The organism is Streptomyces sp. NPDC001508 (genome assembly GCF_040298665.1).
Taxonomy (GTDB): Bacteria; Actinomycetota; Actinomycetes; order Streptomycetales; family Streptomycetaceae; genus Streptomyces.
Map to the genome: position 1 here is coordinate 1 of NZ_JBEPAP010000050.1, position 16,115 is coordinate 16,115.

General features: G+C 71.1%; 19 protein-coding genes, 1 pseudogene and 1 riboswitch. Of the genes and pseudogenes, 12 read left to right on the forward strand and 8 right to left on the reverse strand.

Going from position 1 to position 16,115, the window contains the following annotated elements:
- Positions 1 to 206: 206 nt before the first annotated feature.
- Complete coding sequence (locus tag ABT245_RS33065) at positions 207 to 626, reverse strand: MarR family winged helix-turn-helix transcriptional regulator (protein WP_351740853.1); 420 nt, start codon at positions 624 to 626, stop codon at positions 207 to 209.
- Between the two features lie 92 nt (positions 627 to 718).
- Here ABT245_RS33065 and ABT245_RS33070 point away from each other — a divergent pair, with 92 nt between their 5' ends.
- Positions 719 to 1,447, forward strand: coding sequence for an SDR family oxidoreductase (locus ABT245_RS33070; RefSeq protein ID WP_351740855.1), 729 nt, complete (start codon positions 719 to 721; stop codon positions 1,445 to 1,447).
- A gap of 34 nt (positions 1,448 to 1,481) precedes the next feature.
- Here the strand turns inward: ABT245_RS33070 and ABT245_RS33075 are convergent, their stop codons facing one another.
- On the reverse strand, positions 1,482 to 1,868 hold the full coding sequence (locus tag ABT245_RS33075; protein ID WP_351740858.1) for a winged helix-turn-helix transcriptional regulator: 387 nt from the start codon (positions 1,866 to 1,868) through the stop codon (positions 1,482 to 1,484).
- 114 nt (positions 1,869 to 1,982) lie between these two features.
- On the opposite strand from ABT245_RS33075, the gene ABT245_RS33080 reads away from it, so the two are divergent.
- Together ABT245_RS33080 and ABT245_RS33085 are read left to right on the forward strand one after the other, a co-directional pair.
- A complete protein-coding gene (locus tag ABT245_RS33080) occupies positions 1,983 to 2,612 on the forward strand; it encodes an LUD domain-containing protein (protein ID WP_351740861.1) in 630 nt (209 codons plus the stop codon).
- A gap of 222 nt (positions 2,613 to 2,834) precedes the next feature.
- The gene (locus tag ABT245_RS33085; protein WP_351740863.1) at positions 2,835 to 3,647 is read left to right on the forward strand and encodes a TauD/TfdA dioxygenase family protein; all 813 of its coding nucleotides are present in this window, start codon (positions 2,835 to 2,837) and stop codon (positions 3,645 to 3,647) included.
- 102 nt (positions 3,648 to 3,749) lie between these two features.
- Here ABT245_RS33085 and ABT245_RS33090 read toward each other — a convergent pair whose 3' ends face one another.
- The 4 genes from ABT245_RS33090 to ABT245_RS33105 form a co-directional block, all read right to left on the reverse strand.
- Positions 3,750 to 4,412, reverse strand: a complete 663-nt coding sequence (locus ABT245_RS33090; protein ID WP_351740865.1) for a DUF5110 domain-containing protein — start codon at positions 4,410 to 4,412, stop codon at positions 3,750 to 3,752.
- A gap of 39 nt (positions 4,413 to 4,451) precedes the next feature.
- Positions 4,452 to 4,841 carry a LysR family transcriptional regulator gene (locus tag ABT245_RS33095; RefSeq protein WP_351740868.1) on the reverse strand — a complete coding sequence of 130 codons (390 nt, stop codon included), beginning with the start codon at positions 4,839 to 4,841 and terminating at the stop codon, positions 4,452 to 4,454.
- A 2-nt stretch (positions 4,842 to 4,843) separates the two neighbouring features.
- Positions 4,844 to 5,908, reverse strand: a complete 1,065-nt coding sequence (locus ABT245_RS33100) for an LLM class flavin-dependent oxidoreductase (protein ID WP_351740870.1) — start codon at positions 5,906 to 5,908, stop codon at positions 4,844 to 4,846.
- 64 nt (positions 5,909 to 5,972) lie between these two features.
- Complete coding sequence (locus ABT245_RS33105) at positions 5,973 to 6,221, reverse strand: hypothetical protein (RefSeq protein WP_351740872.1); 249 nt, start codon at positions 6,219 to 6,221, stop codon at positions 5,973 to 5,975.
- A 691-nt stretch (positions 6,222 to 6,912) separates the two neighbouring features.
- Here ABT245_RS33105 and ABT245_RS33110 point away from each other — a divergent pair.
- The 4 genes and pseudogenes from ABT245_RS33110 (at position 6,913) to ABT245_RS33125 (ending at position 8,474) form a co-directional block, all read left to right on the forward strand.
- Complete coding sequence (locus ABT245_RS33110; protein WP_351740874.1) at positions 6,913 to 7,770, forward strand: aldo/keto reductase; 858 nt, start codon at positions 6,913 to 6,915, stop codon at positions 7,768 to 7,770.
- 34 nt (positions 7,771 to 7,804) lie between these two features.
- Positions 7,805 to 7,939: a hypothetical protein gene (locus ABT245_RS33115; RefSeq protein ID WP_351740877.1), complete on the forward strand. Its 135-nt coding sequence runs from the start codon at positions 7,805 to 7,807 to the stop codon at positions 7,937 to 7,939.
- A pseudogene (locus ABT245_RS33120) lies at positions 7,936 to 8,291 on the forward strand (LLM class flavin-dependent oxidoreductase). Before ABT245_RS33115 ends, ABT245_RS33120 begins: the two are co-directional and overlap by 4 nt.
- 15 nt (positions 8,292 to 8,306) lie before the next feature.
- A complete protein-coding gene (locus tag ABT245_RS33125; RefSeq protein ID WP_351740880.1) occupies positions 8,307 to 8,474 on the forward strand; it encodes a hypothetical protein in 168 nt (55 codons plus the stop codon).
- Positions 8,475 to 8,551: 77 nt separating this feature from the next.
- On the opposite strand, the gene ABT245_RS33130 is transcribed toward ABT245_RS33125, so the two are convergent.
- Together ABT245_RS33130 and ABT245_RS33135 are read right to left on the reverse strand one after the other, a co-directional pair.
- Complete coding sequence (locus ABT245_RS33130; RefSeq protein WP_351740883.1) at positions 8,552 to 9,910, reverse strand: MFS transporter; 1,359 nt, start codon at positions 9,908 to 9,910, stop codon at positions 8,552 to 8,554.
- A gap of 122 nt (positions 9,911 to 10,032) precedes the next feature.
- The gene (locus tag ABT245_RS33135) at positions 10,033 to 10,218 is read right to left on the reverse strand and encodes a hypothetical protein (RefSeq protein ID WP_351740886.1); all 186 of its coding nucleotides are present in this window, start codon (positions 10,216 to 10,218) and stop codon (positions 10,033 to 10,035) included.
- A 36-nt stretch (positions 10,219 to 10,254) separates the two neighbouring features.
- Positions 10,255 to 10,368: riboswitch (SAM riboswitch) on the forward strand.
- A gap of 34 nt (positions 10,369 to 10,402) precedes the next feature.
- Here ABT245_RS33135 and ABT245_RS33140 point away from each other — a divergent pair.
- The 5 genes from ABT245_RS33140 to ABT245_RS33160 all read left to right on the forward strand — a co-directional run bounded on the left by ABT245_RS33140 (position 10,403) and on the right by ABT245_RS33160 (position 15,919).
- Positions 10,403 to 10,519, forward strand: coding sequence for a putative leader peptide (locus tag ABT245_RS33140; protein WP_351740889.1), 117 nt, complete (start codon positions 10,403 to 10,405; stop codon positions 10,517 to 10,519).
- 209 nt (positions 10,520 to 10,728) lie between these two features.
- The gene (locus ABT245_RS33145; protein ID WP_351740892.1) at positions 10,729 to 12,348 is read left to right on the forward strand and encodes an ABC transporter substrate-binding protein; all 1,620 of its coding nucleotides are present in this window, start codon (positions 10,729 to 10,731) and stop codon (positions 12,346 to 12,348) included.
- Positions 12,349 to 12,351: 3 nt separating this feature from the next.
- Positions 12,352 to 13,311 (forward strand): ABC transporter permease, encoded by a 960-nt coding sequence (locus ABT245_RS33150; protein ID WP_351740895.1) that lies wholly within the window; start codon positions 12,352 to 12,354, stop codon positions 13,309 to 13,311.
- Complete coding sequence (locus ABT245_RS33155; protein ID WP_351740898.1) at positions 13,308 to 14,249, forward strand: ABC transporter permease; 942 nt, start codon at positions 13,308 to 13,310, stop codon at positions 14,247 to 14,249. The genes ABT245_RS33150 and ABT245_RS33155 overlap by 4 nt, the downstream gene beginning before the upstream one ends.
- Positions 14,246 to 15,919, forward strand: coding sequence for a dipeptide ABC transporter ATP-binding protein (locus tag ABT245_RS33160; protein WP_351740901.1), 1,674 nt, complete (start codon positions 14,246 to 14,248; stop codon positions 15,917 to 15,919). The genes ABT245_RS33155 and ABT245_RS33160 overlap by 4 nt, the downstream gene beginning before the upstream one ends.
- Positions 15,920 to 16,115: the final 196 nt, after the last annotated feature.

The following is a 16,115-nucleotide window of genomic DNA, read 5'->3' on the forward strand; positions in this document are numbered from 1 at the left end:
TGCAGACCCGTGGAAACAGTTGATGTCAGAGCAGGCCAGAGAAGCGATTCCCCACCCCGCTAAAGCGGGGCGTCCCCTCGCTAGATATCTGATGGAACCATCCTGCCCGAGCGATGGAACTCTTCCCCGTCCCGGGTTGACCGGTCCGCGCGGTGAAACCGCCCGCCGTTTGTGACGGCTTCATGAGATGACGGGGGCACTCGGGTTCAGGCCGGGGTGTCGGTCGGCGGGGCGAGTGCCTGTGCCAGGGCCGCGTAGCGGGAGCGTTCCTGGGGCGTCAGCCGGCCGAACCGCTCGGCGACCGACTGGGCGAAGCGTTCGCGGACGCGCTCGCGCAGGCGTTGGCCGTCTTCGGTGAGGACGACCCGGCTGATCCGGCGGTCCTTGGTGTCGGACCGCCTCGTCAGCAGCCCTCGGCTCTCCAGCCGGTCGACCATCCCTGTCACATTGGTCTTGTCGCAGCCGAGTGCCGTGGCGAGTTCGCCGAAGGACGGCTCGTCGGCGAGGGCGCACAGCAACTGGATCTGCTGGCTGGTCAGTTGGAAGTCACGCGCGACGCGGGTGTAGAGCAGGGCGGCCTCGCGGTGCAGCGCGCCCACCGCCGTGGCGAGGTCCCGGGAGGTCATGGGGAGCAGTTTACGTCGTGGGAGGTTGACATCCTCCCAGAAATTGGTTGAGCTTCTCGACTGTCGAATATGCCGACCAATGGAGGATGCTCATGAGCAAGGTCGCGGTCGTGACGGGGGCCTCACGCGGAATCGGGCGTGCCATCGCCGAACGGCTGGGCGCGGCCGGGATGCGGGTGGTGGTGAACTACCGCACGAGCGAGGCCGCCGCGGCCGAAGTCGTGGCCGCGGTGGACGGCTCGGGCGGGCGGGCGACGGCGGTACGGGCGGACGCGCACCACCCGGACGGGCTGCGGAGTCTGTTCGACACGGCGGAACGTGTCTACGGTGGCCTGGACGTCGTGGTCGGCAATGTGGGCACGGCACGGTTCGGCCGGCTGGCGGACGCCACGGACGCGGACTTCGACGAGGTCTTCGTGGCCAACGCCCGTGCCACGTACGGCACATTGCACGAAGCTGCGCGCCGGGTGCGTGACGGCGGACGCATCGTCGTCATCTCCAGCGGGGCGACCGTGACGGCCCGACCCGGCTCCGGTCTGTATGCCGCGAGCAAGGCGGCGGGTGACCAGCTCGTACGCACGGCGGCGAAGGAACTCGGGCCGCGCGGCATCACCGTCAACAGCGTGCTGCCCGGCGCGACCCGCACCGATGCGCTGACGGCGACCGTCCCGGAGGAACAGCTCGCGGCCACCCGCGCGCAGACGCCCCTCGGGCGGCTGGGCGAGCCGGGCGACATCGCCGCGGCGGTCTCCTTCCTCGTGTCGGACGACGGCGGCTGGATCACCGGTCAGACCCTGCACGCCGGCGGTGGGCTGTTCTGAGCGCCGTCGGCGAGAACACCGGGCGGGATGCGCCTCAGGTGCGGGCGTCGTACGCGTCCCGGGCCGCGTCGATGTCGTCGATGTGGTGCAGGGCCCAGTCGAGGAGGGTGCGCACCGTGTCGAGGAGCGTTCGACCGAGCGGGGTGAGCGCGTAGTCGACGCGGGGCGGCACCACGGGATGCACGGTGCGTGAGACCAGTCCGTCCCGTTCCAGAGCGCGCAGGGTCTCGGTGAGCATGCGCTGGCTGATACCGGGGACGGCGTTCTTGATCTCGGTGAAACGCCGGGTGCCCGGCCCGAGTTCGTTGATGACGGTCAGCGACCATTTGGAGCCGATCCGGTCCAGGACGTCGCGGACCCGGCAGGTGGTGTCGTCCCGCCCGTTCAGCACCGTCAGGGGGTCGGCATCGTGGGTGGTCATGGTTACCTCCGGCTCACTGAGGCAGTAAAAAGTGCCGTCTTCCGCGGGCGGTCCATGGTTTCGCAGACTGGCGCCAGTCACCAGACGGAACCGATGCCCGCACCGGAGGATCCCATGAACGCGCCCGCACCCACAGTCGACGAGACCTTCGCCGAGCCCGCCCACGATGCCCAACTGGACCGTGCCGCCGCGGCGTTGCGCGACCACGGCTTCACCGTGCACCTTGTCGACACCCTGACCGATGCCCGTGAACTCGTCCTCTCGCTCGTCCCGCGTGAGCACACGGTGTTCACCGCCGTCAGCGAGACGCTGCGTCTGTCGGGAATCAGCGAAGCGATCGACGAGTCCGGTGACTTCACCTCCGTTCGGGCCGCCGCGGGCGACCTGGGGGCCGACGTGTATGCCCAGATCCGGCTGGGTGCCACGCCCGATGTGGTCCTCGGCAGCGTGCACGCGGTCTCGGAGGACGGATATCTGCTGGTCGGCTCGGCGAGCGGCAGCCAGCTCGCGCCGTACGCCTCGGGCGCCCGCAAGGCGGTCTGGGTGGTCGGCGCGCAGAAGATCGTCCCGGACGTGGCGACCGGACTGCGCCGCATCCACGACTACAGCCTGCCCAAGGAGTGGCGCCGGCTCCAGGAGAAATACGGCCAGACCTCCTTCATCGGCAAGATCCTCATCGTGGAGCGCGAGGCATTCCCCGAGCGCGGTGTGGTCGTCCTCGTCCGCGCCACCGTGGGTTTTTGACACCTGGCCCGCAGGATTCATGCGTCTGCAATGATCCGTCGCGGGTTCGCCTGGTAAACAAGGTGGGGTGAGCATCCCAGTGCTGCTGTACCGCAGGTTGTACGTGGATCTGGCGCGCGTCCACGCGTCCGCGTGTCGCCGCGCCTGAAGTCGCCTTCTGCGTCCGGTGAAAGGCGGCACCCAGCGCGAGGTCCCCGTACGACAGCACACACAGGGAGAGCCATGAGCACTGTTGCGAGCTACGAGATCCGACGGGCGGGACCGCGGTTCGGTGCGGAGGTGACCGGCATCGATCTGAAGGCCGGCGTCGACGACCGGACCGCACAGGAGCTGCGCCGGGCGTTCCGGGACCACAAGGTGCTGGTCTTCCGCGAGCAGCACCTGAGTCCCGGTCAGCACGTCGAGGCGGTACGTATCTTCGCAAAACCGTTCGACCACCCGACCGCGGTGAAGGACCCGGCCCATCCGTTGGTCTACCCGTACAACGTGCGCAAGACGGGCAAGGCCAGCACGTGGCACATCGGCGGTTTGTGGCGGCGGCCCGTCTTCGCGATCGAATCGCTGACCTACGAGGTGGTGCCCGAACTGGGCGGCCATACGCTGTGGGCCGACCTCCAGGCGGCGTACGACGACCTGTCCGAGCCCTTCAAGGTGCTGCTCGACTCGGTCAGCGCGGTCTACGACGGCAACGCGGAGAACTATGCGCAGGGCAGTGAGCGGAGCGCGGTCAGGCAGACGGTCGAGCATCCGGTCGTCCTCGAACACCCGGAGACGGGCCGCAAGGGGCTGTTCCTCAGCACGTCGGCCATCGGTCTGACCGGTGTCACGGCACAGGAGGGGAAGGTGCTCCTCGACCATCTGCTCCGGCATGCCTCGTCGCCCGACTACACGATCCGCTTCGGCTGGAATCCGGGCGACTTCGTGCTCTGGGACAACCGGGCGACCTGGCATTACGCCGTGGACGACTACGGTGACGGCGCCCGTGTCTACCGCAAGGTCATCGGAACGGAGCCGGTACGGCGGCCCACGGCCTGACCGTTTCCCGGGGTGCCACCGCGGTGGCCGCCCGCGGGGGCGCGGTGTGTGCCGGTCCGCGGGCGGCCGCCTGGGATCGTCCGTGCGAACGGGTGCGTCCTCCTACTGGTAGGTGACGGTGATCGGGCCGCGCGCGGTGTGCCGGGGCAGGGTGATGGTGAACGTCCCGGTGGAACGGTCCAAGTGGTAGGCGCGCGGGGTCAGCCGGACTCCGGTGGCCGTGACCTCGGTGGGTGCGTGGGTCACCCACAGCAGGGACAGTGTCCACGTGCGGTGCTTCACCTGGCCGTGGAAGGGGCCCCGCGCCGCGCCGATCGACACCGTGTGGCGCGAGCCGTGGCGCTCGTGACGGACGGTCGTCGTGGCGCTGTGTCCCTGCCGCGCGGCGCTCCCGTCGTCCTCGTACAGGCGGTATGCCACCGGCGCGCCGGTGGCGACGGTCAGGGTGGCATCGGTCAGCGGGTTGCGGTCGTTGTCGGTGACGTCATGGGTGCGGGTCGGCAGGATGCCGCCGGCCTTGACGAACACCGGCGTGGTGTCCAGTCCTGTGGTGATGTCCTGGGTGGTGCCGCCCTGGTAGGTCTTGCCGGTGAAGTAGTCGGCCCACTGCCCGGGCGGGAACCACACCGTGGTGGTCGCCGTCGACCCCGGAGTCGTCACCGGGGCGACCAGGACGTCCGAGCCGTAGAAGTACTCGCTGCCGGCCGTCGCGTACGCCTGCGCCTGGTCCGGGTACTCCAGGTAGGTGGGACGGACGATCGGCACACCGGTCCGGTTCGCCTCCTCGGCCAGCGAGTATATGTATCACGCTGCGGGCGAACAGGTCCCGGCCGAGCCGGTCGGTGCCGAACCAGTGCTCCGCGCTCGGCGGCCCCGCGAGGGCGGCGAGGCCCGTCTGGGAACACGCGACGACCAGTGAACCCTGGACCCGGCCGTCCAGGGCGAGGACGGCACCGGCCGCCTCCTCCAGGCCGCGATCACCTTGGTGGTGCGCCGGCCAAGCACTTCGCCCGCCCTGGCCAGCCGCATCCCGCGCTCGGCGCGGAGGGTCAGCGGTGTCCCGGCCTCCGCCTCCAGGGCGCGCAGTCGCTGGGAGACGGCGGACACGGTGAGGCCGGGTGCCTCCGCGACCAGCGTGACGGTCCCGTATGCGGAGAGGTCCCTCAGCAGGATCAGCCGGCGTGTGTCCAGCATGGTCAGCGCAGCCTGGGCAGCAGGTTGTCTCCGATACGGACGATCTCCTGCTTGTACGGGGTGTCGGAGAGGACGAAGTGGGTGATGCCCAGCCTGCGGTAGTTGTCCAGCGCCGTGGCCACGTCGGCGGCGGAACCGACCAGCCAGGTGGTCGCGGCTTCTTGGCCGCCGACCTTGCCGGGCGTGGTGTACAGGCAGGTGTCGAGCACCTCGCCCCGCGCGGCGAGGTCGAGGAGCCGCTGCTGTCCGACCGCGGCCTTGCGGTTGCCCGTCCAGGTGGTCTCCCCCGAGTTCTCCGCCATCTTCGCGACCTTCTCCTCGGCCGCTCGCCATGCCTCCTCCGTGGTGTCCCGCACCAGGGTGGTGATCCGCAGTCCGAACTGGAGGGGCTGGTGCCTGCGGCCCAGCCGGTCGCTCAACGCCTTGAGCCGGTCGATGCGTTCGGCGAGGCCGTCGAGCGGTTCGCCCCAGAAGAGCTGGACGTCCGCCTCCGCCGCGGAGACCCGTTCGGCGGCCTCGGACGCGCCGCCGAAGTAGAGCGTGGGATGGGTCCGGGCGTCGGTGACATACGGGCGTGGCGCCACCGTGGACCGGCTGACCTGGAAGTGCTCGCCGTCGAAGGTGACGTCCTCCTCGGTCCACAGGCGCCGTACGAGTTGCAGGAACTCCTGGGTGCGGGCGTAACGTTGCGCGGGATCGCTGCGTGTGTCGCCGTAGGCGGCCACATTGTCGAGTCCGCTGACGATGTTGACCAGGGTCCGGCCGCGGCTGAGCTGGTCGAGTGTGGCCGCCGCTCCGGCGAAGTGGGCCGGCTGCCAGTAGCCGGGCCGGATCGCGATCAAGGGCTTGAAGGTGCTGGTCCGGGCAGCCAGCGCGGTGGCGACGGTGAAGGTGTCCGGGCGGCCCCATCCGGTGCCGAGAAGCGCGCCGCCCCATCCGTGTGCCTCGGCCGTACGAGCGAGGTCGGTGGAGTACTCGATGGAGCCCCAGCCGGTCGTCGTGTCGTCGCCGCGGTGGCCGGGTTCGACGGTGTTGGGGATGTACCACAGGAATTCCAGGCTCATCATGGTTCCGATCTCTGCTTGGCCCGCGCCCCGGCGATGCGGGTCCGGACCACGGGGACAGGGGAGGTCAGCAGGTGGGCAGGGCGGCGGCCGGCCGAGCGGACCGCACCCGCGCGGGCCGGCCCGGTACGAGGACGAACAGCGCCGAGCGCGCCTGGAGTTGCGCGGTGCCGTCAGCGGTGAGGCCGCGGCCGGAGCGCGCGATCAGCGGGGTGTCGCACACCGGCGAACCGCTCGCCCCCTGGGTGAGCGACGTCTCGGCCGCCGTACGGGGTGGGTGTGAGGTGGTGACATGCCGCTCCACGGAACCGGTCATGTGAAGTACCTTCAGGTCGAGGCGCACACGACGGCGTGGGCCGTCGCAGGGCCGGGCGGGGAAGGGTCGTGAGAGGGCGTGGCGCGCTGTGGGCGGGAGGGTCAACACTGTGCGCTGGACACGCGAACGAGGTCGACGCAGCGCTCCTTGGTGAGCAGCAGGACCTCATACATGCCTTGGAGTCTGTGTGTGATCGACCAGAATGTCAACGCACACATCGCGGCATGGGGTTGACAACAAATGTGCCACCACCACACACTCTCACCCCATGAACCGGGATCCGTTGCTGACCACTGAGCGCTGTGTCGATCTGCTCAGGGTTTCCAGCGCGCGGTGTAGCCGACCCGGCCTGTGCGGGCCGCATCCCGGCCCCGGAATCCTGTGCTCTGCCGTTTCTTCGCCTCCTCCTCACCGGGCCACGGGCAGGGCCTGACGCGGTCGGTTGTCCGGCACTGACACCTGTCACCCGTCTCCCGGCGGTCGCACAGACCGTCCGTACTGCTCAGTGCGCCTTGCGCCCACGCCGCGTGCGCACCGCCGCGCACACCTGCCGCATGGCCGGTCCGCGTGGACTCAAGCAGGCAGCGGTGCCTGTCCGGGATGCCCACCCGCGACTGCACGGCCGAACTGCTCGGGGCCCTGTCCGGCCGCCGGCCGGCGGTCCGCCGACCCAGACGAGGAGCGAGCCCCCATGAGCAGCACATCCCCCGCGCCGGGCACGGCGGTGGCCGACCGTGACGGCTCGCGGGGAGCCCGCACCGCCACCTCCGTCGATGTGTCCGCCACGCAGATCGCCGTCATCGAGGCCGCCGGCGACACCGCGGCCCTCGCCTTCGACGCCGACGGGTCGAGCGCGGCCCGCGCGCACGCCGCGCACGCCGCGCGCGCCTGCGTCGTCCTCGCGGCGGAAGCCCTGGCGCAGACACGCCGGGCCCCGGACCACGAGGCGCGGACGGCCGGCGTCGCAGCTGCCGCTGCCGCTGCCGTGACGTTCGCCCAGGCCCAGTACACCGCCGTCGAACCCGCCCTGGGCGCCGCCCAGTTGCTGTTCGACGTGGGCGGCGGCTCGGCGACCGACCGGCAGTACGCCTTCGACCGGCACTGGCGCCATGCGCGCACCGTCGCCGACCACAACCCACGGGACGAGAAGGCCGCGGTGGTCGGCGCCTACCACCTCACCGGTGAGGAACCGCCGACCACCCGCCCGCTCGCCCAGGGGCTGCTGACCGACAAGTACCTCGCCGCCACGATCCCCGCGGGCGCGCGCGCCCAGGACAGCGCCTTCCTGTCGCCCGACGTCATCGACGACACCTACCGTGAGCGGGCGACGGCGCTCGACGAGATCGCCCGGCAGCGCGGCCAGTCACTGGCGCAGCTCGCGCTGCAGTGGGTGCTGCGGCAGCCCGAGGTGAGCAGCGCGCTCATCGGCGCCAGCTCGACCTGGCAACTGGACCACAATCTCAAGGCGGTGGACTTTCCGCCGCTGACCGACGAGGAACTCGCTCTCATCGACCGGTACGGCGTGCACGGGACCGGTCTCCAGGTCTGAGGCCACCCGGGCCGCCGGGCGAATCGGGGCCCAGGTGTCGGACGGGCGGCCCTTCCGGCTCGCCTTCCTGCTCCGCCTCGACTCGGATCTGTCGCCCGCCGCGGCCTACCGGCAGGCCATCGACCTGTTCGTACCGCCGAGCGGCTCGGCTACGACTCGGGCCGGGTGATCCACCGCCGCTTCCGCCAAGGCAACGAGCACGTCTCGGCGCCGCCGGTGCTGCCGGCGGCGATCGCCGAGCACACCCGTCGTGTCAGGCTCGGCACGGGTGCCTCGTGCTGCCGTCGGCCGGCCCTCTGGCGGTGGCCGAGGACGCGGCCGTACTGGATGAACTCAGCGGTGGCCGACTCGAACTGGGCGTCGGCTCGGGCCGGTTCCCGACCGCCGGGGAGGCGTTCGGCCGCCGTCTCGACAAACACGTCCGGCGGCTCACCGCCATCGCCCAGGATCTCGCCCCGCTGCTCGGGTGGCGTCCGGCCCGGGCGCCGCGGACGGCAGGGCCCGCTCCCGGCGCCCCGTGACGGAGCGCCACGACCGTGACCGGTTTTCGCCTCGGCCTGTCACTGCTGACGCCGGGCCGCTTCCGGCGCACCTGGCGGCTCCCGCACGCCGATCCGCCGGCCCATCTGGACGTGGACCGCTTCACCCGGCTCGCCAGGGCCGCCGAGGACGCGGGGATGGCCGTCGCCGGACGATCGGCCTGAGCCGGGCGGTGGGCCACGGGCAGGTGCTCCGGAGCGGGCCCGGCCGCAGGCTTGCGTCTTCCGGTGCTCCGCCCCGCTCAGTCCTGACGGGCGCCTCCGGTCGACGGTTCGGATGCCGGTGTGCGGTCGCGCTCGTCGGACGGCGCGGCCAAAAGGCCCTGCTGCGGCGGGAGTTCGGCGTTACGGCGCGACGGCGCGTCCCGGGCGAGCCGCCGTGCGGGCGAGCCGCGGGTCAGCCACAGCGCCACGGCGACCGCGGACACGACGGCCGTCATGGCGCCCACGGCCAGCCCCCAACGCACCCCCGCGTGCTGGGAGATCCAGCCGATGACGGGGCCGCCCACCGGGCTGCCGCCCATGGAGATCACCGTGTAGACCGACATCACCCTGCCGCGCATGGCATCGCTGACCTCCGACTGGACGAAGGCGCTGACGGCCGTGTTGAGCGTCATCAGCGTGAAGCCGGTGGGCAACAGCAGGGCGAGGAAGGCGGGATATGTGGGCATCAGCGCCGCCAGTGCCTCGAACCCGCCGAACAGCAGCGCGCCGACGACGACGGTCCGCACCCGGGGCGTGACCCCGCGCGTCGCGACCACCGTTCCGGCGACCGTGCCGACGGCCAGCGCCGTGTTCATGAAGCCGAGCCCCCGGGAGCCGACGTCGAAGACCCGCCCGGCGAACAGGGTCAGCGTGGTCGGGAAGTTCACCGCGAAGGTCGCGGCCAGACCGAAGACGGTGAACACACCGACGAGTTCGGGCCGGGCCGCCACATAGCGCAGCCCCTCGGCCCCGGCTCCTGTCCACGGGGGCCGGGACGGGCCCACCGTCTGCCGCGCACGTGGCCGGATCGCCAGCAGCCCCGCGAGGACGACGGTGAACGACAAGGCGTTGAGCGCGAACACCCACCCCGTGCCGATCGCCCCGATCAGCACACCGGCGATCGCCGGGCCGATCAGGCGCGCGGCGTTCAGGGACAGGATGTTCAGGCCCGCCGCCTTCGGGATCAGCGCCCGGCCGACCAGTTCGGTGACGAAGGACAGGCGTGCGGGGTTCTCCACCGTGAACACGCAGCCCAGTGCGAAGGACAGGACGTACAGCAGCCACAGCGCGGCATGGCCGAAGAGCACCATCACCGTCAGCAGCAGCGCCTGCACCGCGTACAGGGCCTGCGTCCACAGCAGCAGGGTCCGCCGGTCGTAGCGGTCGGCCATCACCCCGCCCCACAGGCCGAACATCAGCACCGGGGCGAACTGAAGGCCCACGACCCAGCCGAGCGCGGTCCCGCTGTGCGTGAGCGTCAGGACGAACCAGTCCAGCGCTACACCCTGCATGGCGCTGCCGATGTTGGACACCAGACCCGTGCTCCAGTAGATCCGGTAGTCACGCACCCGCAGTGCGGCGAACACCCCTGCCGGGGCGGTGCTGGTGACGGCCATGCGTCTCTTTCCGATGGGTCGGCCACGGGGGCCCGCGCGACGGCGGCCGACGACGACGGTCCGGATCGGCGCGAGGGCACGGCGGGGCGCGTGCGGAGAACGGGCTGAAGGGCGGCGAGCGGTCAGCGACAGGTCTGGTCGAACTGATCGGCGCGGCGGCCCGCCCAGAACGGGTCGAGCAGCAGGGCGCGTGCCTGACCTGCGGTCTCCATGGCCGGATCAAAGCACACGGTCGCAAAAGCGTCCACCATGCGTCCCGGCACCTGAGACGGCCCCTCCTTCTCGAACAGGACGTCGGGTTCCGGCATTGACGTACGACAAGAGCGCTCCGTAGCATCGCGACCGGCATTGAGTGTCAGCGTCAAGCCCTGGCTCGCTGACCGGCAACCCTCCCGCGCGGTGGGGTGCTCCAGGTGAAAGCCCGGCGGAATCACCGACGATTCCCGCAAGCGCGTGGCCCCGGGACCGGGGCGGGAGACGGGGAGGACAGGCATGCGGCACAGTGGTGACCCGGTTGCCTCCTTCGCCGACGCCACGGCGTTCTCCCGGCTTTCACGCCGACGCCATATCGATCTGAAGCGCTCGACCAGCTGCCTGTGTCAGGCCTGACGCGCTCGCCTGCCGCCGGCTGACGTCCGGCGGCTCCGGCTCCCCCGTGCCTTCCCTTCGCCACCGGCTTCCGGTGTCGTCCCCCTGACCCCTGTCTGTACAGCGCTCCCCCGCCGCCGGTGTCGATCCGGCCGGGGCCGCACGCCCATGCGCGGCCGTGCCTCGCACGGCACCCCGCGCCTGGTGACACGAGTAGGAGAACCCCTTCCGTGACAGCATTTCCGGACCTCAGACTTTCCCGACGGGCTCCCCTGGCCGCCCTTTTGACCACCAGTGTTCTGCTGACCGCCTGCGGCTCGGGCGGCGACGGTTCCGGCGGCGGAAGCGGCCAGGCGAAGTCCGGCGGCACCCTGACCTTCGCGGTGGGTTCCGATGCCGGCTGCGTGGATCCGCAGCAGGTCGGCAGCAACGACACCATCTACTCCGTGCGCCAGGTCGTGGACTCGCTGACCGACCAGGATCCCAAGACCGGCAAGATCGTGCCGTGGCTGGCCAAGAGCTGGGACGTCAGCGCCGACGCGAGGACGTTCACCTTCCGTCTGCGGCCCGGTGTCACCTTCAGCGACGGGTCCAAGCTGACCGCGCAGGTGGTCAAGGACAACTTCGACGCGGTGCCGAAGCTCGGCGCCCTGGGAACCCTCGCGCAGGGCTATCTCAGTGGCGTCAGGAGCACCACCGTGGTCGACCCGCTCACCGTCAAGGTGACGTTCAAGGAGCCCAACGCCCAGTTCCTCCAGGCGACATCGACCCACTCGCTGGGCATCGAGTCGTCGGCGAGCGTCAGGAAGACACCGCAGCGAAAGTGCAGCGACGGCGTGATCGGGTCCGGGCCGTTCGTGCTGAAGCAGTATGTGCAGAACCAGTCGGTCACCTTGACCCGACGTACCGGGTACGCCTGGGGCTCCTCGCTGTGGTCCAAGAAGGGCGAGGCCTACCTGGACAACCTGGTGTTCAAGGTGGTGCCCGAGGCGGGCGTCAGGGCCGGCAGCCTCCAGTCCGGGCAGGTGGACGCGGTCAGCAGCGTCGGAAAGGCCAACGAGGCCGCGCTCAAGGGCGGCCAGGTCGCCCTCCAGGGCCGGGCCAACCCCGGCCTGGTGTTCGGCCTGGGGTTCAACAACGCGCGGCCCGTCCTGAAGGACGCGAAGGTGCGCCGGGCCATCCAGTTCGCCATCGACCGGCGGCAGATCGCCGACACCGTGTTCCCGACCGGTACCCGTCCGGCGACCAGCGTTCTGGCGCACACCACACCCGACTACACGAATCTCGCCGGGGACCTCGCCCTGGACGCCGCCAAGGCGAAGTCCCTGCTGGACGCCGCCGGTTGGCGGACCGGCAGCGACGGTGTCCGCGCCAAGGACGGCAAGAAGCTGAGCCTGACCATCACCTGGTTCCCCAACGCGGCCACCAACCAGCCCGCGCTGGAACTGGTCCAGCAGCAACTGAAGGCCGTCGGGATCGACGTGGTGCTCAAGCAGCTCCAGGTCAGCCAGTTCTCCACGACGCTCCAGTCGGGTGACTTCGACGTGGTGTGGGGGAACATCACCCGCGCCGACCCGGACATCCTGCGCAGCTCCTTCTCCACCCGGCTGGCCAACTACTCCCATCTGCCGTCCGGTCCCCTGGACACGGCGCTGTCCGCACAGGCCGCGACCACGGACCCCGAAAAGCGCGGGCAACTGGTGGACGAGGCGCAGAAACTCCTCGTGCGCAACACGTACTACGCGCCGGTGGTGGAGTTGCAGACCCAGCTGGGCGTGTCGAAGAAGGTGCACGACCTCGCCTTCGACTCGGGCAGCCGGATCCAGCTGCACGACACCTGGATCGGCTAGCGCATGCGCCGCTATGTGATCAAACGGCTGGCGCAGGCCGTCGGCGTGCTGTGGGCGGCCTACACGGTGTCGTTCCTGGTGCTGGACTATCTGCCCGGCGACCCGGTCACCGCGATGGCCGGCGCCGGGATGGACTCGGGGCAGGTCGACCCCGCCCAACTCGCCGCGCTGCGGCACGAGTACGGCTTCGACAAGCCGGTGCTCGCGCAGTACGCCGACTATCTCGGCCGGGCGCTGCGCGGAGACTTCGGCGACGCGGTCTCCACGGGCCGCCCGGTGACCTCCACCCTGGCCGACGCGCTGCCGCAGACCCTCCAGTTGACCGGTGCCGCGCTGCTGCTCGCGGTGCTGCTCGGCGGCGCTCTCGCGGTGGTGTCGACGTACACCGCTCAGCGGTGGCTGCGGCAGCTGCTGCTGTCGCTGCCACCGCTCGGGGTGTCGGTCCCGACGTTCTGGGTGGGGCTGCTGCTCGTCGAGGCCTTCTCCTTCCGGTTGCACTGGTTCCCGGCGTTCGGCAACGACGGGGTGCGGGGCCTGGTCCTGCCGGCGCTGACGCTTGCGGTCCCGACCGGCGCGCAGATCGCCCAGGTGCTGGCCAAGAGCCTGCTGACCGCGCTGGACCAGGCCTATGTGGAGACGGCCCGCGCCAAGGGCGCCGGCCGGTGGCGGGTCCATCTGCGGCACGCGCTGCGCAACGCGTCGCTGCCCGCGCTCACGGTGGTGGGCCTGCTGGTCGGGCAGCTGATCGCCGGTTCGGTGGTCGTCGAGACGGTGTTCTCCCGTGACGGCCTGGGCCGGGTGACCGCGGCGGCGGTCACCGCCCAGGACATCCCGCTGGTCCAAGGGGTGGTGGTGTTCGGGGCGTTGATCTTCGTGGCGACGAACCTGGTCGTCGACCTCGTCTATCCGCTGCTGGACCCGCGGATCGTGGTGGCCTCGGACAGAAGGGCGAGCTTCGCATGAGTCAGGGCCTTGTCCACAACCCGGCCGACCCGGCCGACCCGGCCGAGGCCGCCCTCGGTCTCGCCCGGCCGGTCCGGTCGAAGTCCCCCGCGCCGCCGGGCCGCCGCGGCGATGTGCGGCGGGGGCTGCGGTTCCTGCTGCGCCGCCCCGGTCTGCTGCTGTCGGCGGCCGTCCTGGTCCTGGTGGTGCTGGCCTCGTTCTGGCCGGACCTGTTCACCTCGCAGGACCCGTTGAAGGGGGCGCCGTCGCAGAACTTCCGCGGCCCGAGCGGCAGTCACTGGTTCGGCACGGACGAACTGGGCCGCGATGTGTTCTCCCGGGTGGTGCACGGCGCCCAACTGTCCCTCAAGGCCACGCTGATCGCGGTCCTGGTCGCGTTCGTGGTCGGCGGTCTGCTCGGGGTGGTCGCCGGGTTCGTGGGCCGCTGGGTGGACGACGTGCTGATGCGCTTCGTCGACATCCTCCTGTCCATCCCCGCGCTGTTCCTGTCGCTGGCCCTCGTCACCGCGCTCGGCTACGGGACGGTGAAGGTGGCGGTGGCGGTCGGCATCGCGAGCGTCGCCTCCTTCGCCCGGGTGGCGCGCGCCGAGGTCCTCCGGGTGCGGCAGGCGGTGTTCGTGGAGGCGTCCCGCTCCTGCGGGGCCCGCTGGTACTCGGTGCTGGGCCGGCACGTCCTGCCGAACGCCGCAGGACCGGTGATCGTCCTGGCCACACTGGACTTCGGCTCCTCGATCCTCGCCGTGTCGGCGCTGAGCTTCCTCGGCTACGGCGCGCCGCCGCCGGCCCCGGAATGGGGGACGTTGATCTCCGACGGCCGCAACTACCTGGCCAACGCCTGGTGGCTGACCGCGCTGCCCGGTCTGGCGATCGCCGCGACCGTGCTGGCGACCAACCGCATCGCACGGGCGCTGGACGGCGAATGGTCCCGGCAGCGATGACCGACGAACGTGAGAACGGTGAGGACGTGACCACACCACTGCTGGAGATTCGCGGCCTGTCCGTGTCGTACCGCACCCGGGGCGGCACGGTACCGGCCGTGCGGGGCGTGGACCTCGACGTATGGCCCGGGCAGGTGACCGCCGTGGTCGGCGAGTCCGGCTCCGGCAAGAGCACCACAGCGCATGCCGTCACCCGGCTCCTGGCGGCCAACGGCACCGTCGAGGCGGGCACGGTCCGCTTCGGCCGGCATGACCTCGTCGCGCTGTCGGAGGCGGAGTTGCGCACCGTGCGCGGCGCGCAGATCGGGCTGGTCCCGCAGGACCCGACGGTCTCGCTGAACCCGGTCAAGCGGATCGGTGAACAGGTCGCCGAGGTCCTGCGCATCCACGGTCTTGCGACCCGCCGCTCGGCCGCCGCGGAGGCGGTCGACGTGCTGGACCGGGCCGGGCTGCCCGACGCGGCGGTCCGGGCCCGGCAGTATCCGCATGAACTGTCCGGTGGCATGCGGCAACGGGCGCTGATCGCCGTCGCCATCGCCGCGCGGCCCAAGCTGATCATCGCCGACGAGCCGACCAGCGCGCTCGATGTCACCGTGCAGCGCGTCATCCTCGACCATCTCCAGCGCCTCACCGAGGAGTCGGGCACCGCGATCCTGCTGGTGACCCATGACCTCGGGGTGGCGGCCGACCGGGCCCAGCGCCTGGTGGTCATGTCGCAGGGCAAGGTCGTCGAGGCGGGCGAGACCCGTGCCGTCCTGACCGACCCTGGGCACGAGTACACCCGGCGGCTGCTGGCCGGCGCCCCCAGTATGACCACGGCCCGGCCCCGTACCCCGGTGTCCGGCGCGCCCGCCGATGCCACCCCTCTGGTCGAAGCACGCGATCTGGTCAAGGAGTTCAGGCTGCCGCGCGCCGGGGGCGGGGCGCGGACCCTGCGCGCGGTCGACGGTGTCAGCCTCACCGTGCGGCGCGGGCAGACCCTCGCCCTGGTCGGGGAGTCGGGCTCGGGCAAGTCCACCACCGCCCGGCTGGTGCTCCGCCTCGCCGATGTGACGTCCGGGCAGGTCCTGTTCGACGGCACCGATGTCACCACCGTCAAGGGTGCCGGGGCCAGACAGCTGCGCCGCCGCGCCCAGTTGGTCTACCAGAACCCGTACGCCTCGCTCGATCCGCGTTTCTCCATCGGCGATGTGATCACGGAGCCGTTGCGGGCCTTCAAGGTCGGCGACGGCGCGTCCCGGCTCGCCCGCGCCCGCGAACTCCTCGACCGGGTCGCCCTTCCCGCCTCGACGCTGGAGCGCCGCCCGGCCGAGCTGTCGGGCGGACAGCGCCAGCGCGTGGCCATCGCCCGGGCCCTCGCTCTCTCCCCCGACCTGGTGGTGTGCGACGAACCCGTCTCGGCGCTCGATGTGTCCGTCCAGGCCCAAGTCCTGGATCTGCTCGCGGAGTTGCAGGCGGACACCGGCGTGGCGTACCTGTTCATCTCGCACGATCTGGCCGTCGTACGTCAGATCGCGCATCAGGTCGCCGTGATGCGGGCCGGCCGCGTCGTCGAGACGGGCCCGCCCGGCGACCTGTTCACCGAGCCCCAGCACGCGTACACCCGCGAGCTGCTGGCGGCGATTCCGGGCGGGCGTCACGCCTCGGCCGCCGAGACCATCACAAGCTGAGGACCGGTGTCCCATGAGCGCTCCCACGATCACCTCGTTGGCCTTTCTCACCCCCGGCAACTTCGCCGACGACGACCCCTGCACGGGCCTGGAGGAGACACTCGGGCTGTTCGAACGAGCAGATCCTGCACGACGTACGGCATCTGATCGCACCCGCGCTGGGCTGGCGTCCCGCCGCCTCGGCGGCTCGGGAGGC

Coding starts and splice junctions, on each gene's coding strand:
- ABT245_RS33065 (WP_351740853.1), bottom strand. CDS start 626: ATGACCTCCCGGGACCTCGCCACGGCGGTGGGCGCGCTGCACCGCGAG.
- ABT245_RS33105 (WP_351740872.1), bottom strand. CDS start 6,221: ATGACCGGTTCCGTGGAGCGGCATGTCACCACCTCACACCCACCCCGT.
- ABT245_RS33070 (WP_351740855.1), top strand. CDS start 719: ATGAGCAAGGTCGCGGTCGTGACGGGGGCCTCACGCGGAATCGGGCGT.
- ABT245_RS33100 (WP_351740870.1), bottom strand. CDS start 5,908: ATGATGAGCCTGGAATTCCTGTGGTACATCCCCAACACCGTCGAACCC.
- ABT245_RS33130 (WP_351740883.1), bottom strand. CDS start 9,910: ATGGCCGTCACCAGCACCGCCCCGGCAGGGGTGTTCGCCGCACTGCGG.
- ABT245_RS33160 (WP_351740901.1), top strand. CDS start 14,246: ATGACCGACGAACGTGAGAACGGTGAGGACGTGACCACACCACTGCTG.
- ABT245_RS33155 (WP_351740898.1), top strand. CDS start 13,308: ATGAGTCAGGGCCTTGTCCACAACCCGGCCGACCCGGCCGACCCGGCC.
- ABT245_RS33110 (WP_351740874.1), top strand. CDS start 6,913: ATGAGCAGCACATCCCCCGCGCCGGGCACGGCGGTGGCCGACCGTGAC.
- ABT245_RS33150 (WP_351740895.1), top strand. CDS start 12,352: ATGCGCCGCTATGTGATCAAACGGCTGGCGCAGGCCGTCGGCGTGCTG.
- ABT245_RS33135 (WP_351740886.1), bottom strand. CDS start 10,218: ATGCCGGAACCCGACGTCCTGTTCGAGAAGGAGGGGCCGTCTCAGGTG.
- ABT245_RS33095 (WP_351740868.1), bottom strand. CDS start 4,841: ATGCTGGACACACGCCGGCTGATCCTGCTGAGGGACCTCTCCGCATAC.
- ABT245_RS33085 (WP_351740863.1), top strand. CDS start 2,835: ATGAGCACTGTTGCGAGCTACGAGATCCGACGGGCGGGACCGCGGTTC.
- ABT245_RS33080 (WP_351740861.1), top strand. CDS start 1,983: ATGAACGCGCCCGCACCCACAGTCGACGAGACCTTCGCCGAGCCCGCC.
- ABT245_RS33075 (WP_351740858.1), bottom strand. CDS start 1,868: ATGACCACCCACGATGCCGACCCCCTGACGGTGCTGAACGGGCGGGAC.
- ABT245_RS33140 (WP_351740889.1), top strand. CDS start 10,403: ATGCGGCACAGTGGTGACCCGGTTGCCTCCTTCGCCGACGCCACGGCG.